This window comes from Pseudomonas sp. HMWF006, from assembly GCF_003061205.1.
In the GTDB taxonomy this organism is placed as follows: Bacteria; Pseudomonadota; Gammaproteobacteria; order Pseudomonadales; family Pseudomonadaceae; genus Aquipseudomonas; species Aquipseudomonas monsensis.
In genome coordinates, this window is sequence record NZ_QAIU01000253.1 from 1 (window position 1) to 4,197 (window position 4,197).

Annotated in this window: 4 protein-coding genes; 3 read left to right on the plus strand and 1 reads right to left on the minus strand. The window is 58.9% G+C overall.

The annotated features are described in order from the left end of the window. Positions 1-139: 139 nt before the first annotated feature. Positions 140-808, minus strand: a complete 669-nt coding sequence (locus tag DBR24_RS10360) for a polysaccharide lyase family 7 protein (protein ID WP_123469457.1) — start codon at positions 806-808, stop codon at positions 140-142. Positions 809-1,127: 319 nt separating this feature from the next. Between DBR24_RS10360 and DBR24_RS10365 the strand changes: the two genes are divergently transcribed. The 3 genes from DBR24_RS10365 to DBR24_RS10375 are packed head-to-tail and all read left to right on the plus strand — an operon-like array spanning position 1,128 to position 4,111. Then, complete coding sequence (locus DBR24_RS10365; protein ID WP_123469455.1) at positions 1,128-3,251, plus strand: bifunctional diguanylate cyclase/phosphodiesterase; 2,124 nt, start codon at positions 1,128-1,130, stop codon at positions 3,249-3,251. Between the two features lie 44 nt (positions 3,252-3,295). Further along, the gene (locus DBR24_RS10370; RefSeq protein ID WP_123469453.1) at positions 3,296-3,790 is read left to right on the plus strand and encodes a M48 family metallopeptidase; all 495 of its coding nucleotides are present in this window, start codon (positions 3,296-3,298) and stop codon (positions 3,788-3,790) included. A gap of 24 nt (positions 3,791-3,814) precedes the next feature. Next, the gene (locus DBR24_RS10375) at positions 3,815-4,111 is read left to right on the plus strand and encodes a helix-turn-helix domain-containing protein (RefSeq protein WP_007913779.1); all 297 of its coding nucleotides are present in this window, start codon (positions 3,815-3,817) and stop codon (positions 4,109-4,111) included. The last annotated feature ends 86 nt before the right edge of the window (positions 4,112-4,197 follow it).

Below are 4,197 nucleotides of genomic sequence, written 5' to 3' on the forward strand. Positions count from 1 at the left end.
ATCCCCGATGGACTGCGCAGCAGGCCCCAGCTTTCAGTGCAGAGCGGGGGCCAGTGTGCGACCCAACGGGGATAAATCCCCTCGCCACAGGTTTTTTACCAGACCCCGAGCATCGGGGGGGGCAGTGCTAGTCATGCTGTTATTTGTCGTGGTCGATATCCAGTTTGCTGAAGGTCACCTGGCCACCTTCGCTGGTGTAGCCCGTGTTGTCCTGCACATACACGCCGGCCTTGAAGTACAGCGGCTTGTTGCGCCACGTGGCGCTGATTTGTGAATCCCACTGGTAACCCGCCGCACTCACACCCAGTGCGCCGCCGGGGCTCAAGTGGATGAGGTAGTTGAATTCGTTGTTCAGTTTGATCCCGGTGGCGAGGGTGATAACGCGGCTTTCGTCGTCATCGGGGTGCATGCGCACCTTGATCACCAGATTGCCGGTCGCGGTTTTGGTCTTGTACTGGTATTCGAGTTTGACCATCGGCTTCTGGCTTTCGTAGGCGTGGATCTGGCCAATGACGATCTTGCCGGAACTGGGGACCTTGTTCACCGCGAGGGTGGCGCGCAGCAGGTTGTCGGCGTCGGGGTAGTACCAGTTGCGCAAGGTGCCGTTGCTGAAGGTTTCGCGCAGTTCGGTGCGCGGATAGATGGCGTTTTCGGTTTTTGACCCGGTGACCGGTGACCAGAAAAACAAGGTGCCGGTGTCGGAATGGAAGTATTGATCTTTGAAGCCGTTCACCAGTTTGGAGGTTTCGACGGTGTATGGCGGGCTGCCAACGGGAACGCTGAGGTTCCAGGTTGCGAGATCGATCATGTCGGTTCTTCCACTCGGTTCATCCTGTACGCGGGTGCCAGAAGCTCTAGCTCGCGCCTTTTGGGGCGGCCTTTATAAGCGTAGAGAGATTTTTTGTTAATGCCCGCTTGGCGGATGATTGACGTCAACATCCTGTCGAAATGCCATCTCTGCCGGTTTCCGGGGGCTTCAGCGGTGACCGTTAGTCGGCAAACTCACGCTTTGGTTAAATGATGGCTTGATGACAGCTTCTGCTTTTTCGGATCCACGACTAGAGTGAAGGCTCGATGTGTGTACGGTTTTACCGGAATCGCCCTGAAGTCCCGACAAGAGAAGCAGCATGGAATGCGCGCAACCCCCGCCAGGTGAAGGCAGCTCTGTCCTTTTGATCGTTGATGATTACCCTGAAAACCTGATCAGCATGCGCGCGTTGCTGCAACGTCAGGATTGGCACGTCATCACCGCAGCCTCCGGTTTCGAAGCGCTCAATCTGCTGCTCACTCACGATGTCGATCTGGTGCTGCTGGACGTGCAGATGCCGGGCATGGACGGCTTTGAAGTGGCGCGGTTGATGCGTGGCAGCCAGCGCACGCGCCTCACGCCGATTATTTTCCTGACCGCCAATGAACAATCCCAGGACGCCGTGATCAAGGGCTATGCCAGTGGTGCGGTGGATTACCTGTTCAAACCCTTCGATCCGCAGATCCTCAAGCCGAAAGTGCAGGCGTTGCTGGAACACCAGCGCAATCGCCGGGCCTTGCAGCGTTTGTCCCATGATCTGGAAGTGGCCCGGGCCTTCAATGCGTCGGTGCTGGACAACGCGGCCGAAGGCATTTTGGTGCTCGGCGAGGATGGCTTGATCCGCTTCGCCAACCCGGCGATTTCACGGTTGCTCAATGCGCCGGTGAAGGAGCTGGAGGGTAAGGAATTTCTCGATTACCTGCAGAAACCGCACATTCCGTTGTGGGCCGATTCTGAATTCAAGGGCAGCTACAAACGCGGCGAAACCCTGCGCCTGCATGACGCTTTGCTGCGTACTGCTCCGGGCCAGCAGGTGCCGGTGGCGCTGTCCTGTGCGCCGTTACCCGCCGAGCAGCAGGCGATGGTGGTCACGGTGCTGGATATGTCGGTGGTGCGTCATCTGCATCAGCAGCTGGAATTTCAGGCCGTCACCGATCCACTGACCGGGTTGCTCAATCGTCGCGGTTTTTATCAGACGGTGGAAAACCTGTTGTTGCGTGGCGAACGCAATGACAGCAGTTGGGTGTTGCTGTACCTGGACCTCGACGGTTTCAAACGCGTCAATGACTCGCTCGGGCATGATGCCGGTGACCGCGTACTGCGCTGGGTGTCCGAGCAATTGAAGGCGTGTTTGCGCCCGTTCGATATTCTTGCGCGCATGGGCGGCGACGAGTTCACGGCGCTGCTGGATCTGGAGTTTCCCGAGCAGGCGGCGAAGATTGCCGAGAAACTCATCGAGCGTGTGTCGATCTGTCAGCAAATCGAAGGGCTGGACATCGCCCTCGGCGCCAGCATCGGCATCGCCACTTATCCCGATTGCGGATCAAATCTGGACGGTTTGCTGCGTGCCTCCGACATAGCCATGTACGAAGCCAAGCGCGCCGGACGTCAGCAATATCGTTTTTACGATCACGAAATGAACGGCCGGGCCCGCTCACGACTGATGCTCGAAGAAAGCGTGCGCAGCGCCATCGAGAACCGCGACTTCAATCTGGTCTATCAGCCGCAAGTGGCGATCGACACCGGGCAGATTCGTGGCTTCGAGGCGCTATTGCGCTGGCAGCACCCGAGCGTCGGCGATGTGCCACCGGGCCTGTTCCTGCCGTTGCTGGAGGAGGCGCGGCTGATCAGCCGCCTCGGCAGCTGGATTTATCATCGTGGCGCCGGCCAGCGCAAAGCCTGGGAAACCCTGTTCGCCGAAGATCTGGTCCTGGGGGTGAGTTTGAGCAATACCCAGTTCAGCTTGCCGAATCTGGTCACCGAATTGCGTCAGGTCATGGAGCGACATGCCTTGCAGCCGCGGCAGCTGGAGGTCGAGGTGACCGAAGAAGCCTTGATGCAAAACCCCGATGAAACCCGCAAGCAACTGCGCCTGCTGCGTAATCTCGGTGTGCGTGTGGCACTCGATGACTTCGGCTCCGGACCCTGTTCGCTGGCGCATCTGCGTGATCTGGAACTCGATACGCTCAAGCTCGACCGCCATCTGATTGCGCGCTTGCCGGACTCCCAGCGCGATGCGTCGCTGGTCAGTACGGTGATCAATCTGTGCAAACAGTACGGTTTGCTGGTGATCGCCGAGGGGGTCGAAACCATTGAGCAGTACCAATGGCTGCAAGCTCATGGCTGCGAATACGTGCAGGGTTTTCTTGTGGCACGGCCATTGATCGCCGAAGACGCCGCCAGTTTCGCCGAGCCCTTCGACTGGAGCGCGCTGCCCGGTTGAATTCGCTACACTGGCGCACCTTTTTGCGAACCGTGTCGCCCGTCATGACTGTGTTGAAGTACCTCCAGGCCTATCCCGCGCCATTGCAGGACCAGGTGCGCCAACTGATTGCCGAAGGGCGTCTGGGCGATTACCTGAGCCAACGCTATCCGGGGCGCCACGATGTGCAGAGCGACAAAGCGTTGTACAGCTACGCGCTGGACCTGAAGCAGGAATACCTGCGCAACGCGCCCGCTATCGACAAGGTGCTGTTCGATAACCGCCTCGACCTGACTCACCGCGCCCTCGGCCTGCACACCACGGTGTCGCGGGTGCAGGGTGGCAAGCTCAAGGCGAAGAAAGAGATCCGTATCGCCTCGTTGTTCAAGGACGCCGCGCCGGACTTCCTGAAAATGATCGTGGTGCACGAACTGGCGCACTTCAAGGAATCGGATCACAACAAGGCGTTCTATAAATTGTGCGAGCACATGCTGCCGGGGTATCACCAGGTCGAGTTCGATCTGCGGGTGTATCTGACGTGGCGGGATATGCAGGCTTAACAGTACGCAACCAGGAAGGTGTGGATGGACGTCAGCAAGACCAAAAGCAGTTTCTACCGCCGCTTGTACGTGGCGTACCTGATCGACAGCGGTCTGGCGCCGAGTGTGCCGACACTGACCGAAGTGACTGGCATGCCCCGGCGCACGGCGCAGGACACGATTGCCGCGCTGGCGGATCTGGATATCGTCTGTGAATTCGAGCAGGAAGAGGGCGCGCGAAATCACGCCGGGCGCTATCGGATTCGTGAGTGGGGGGCGATTGATCGCGGGTGGATCGAGCGTAATTTGCGGCAGATCAAGGCTGTTCTGGAGTATCCCTGAAAAAAGCCCCTCACCCTAGCCCTCTCCCGGAGGGAGAGGGGACCGATTGGGGGATATTGGAGAGGTACGCCGACCTGAAATTGTCG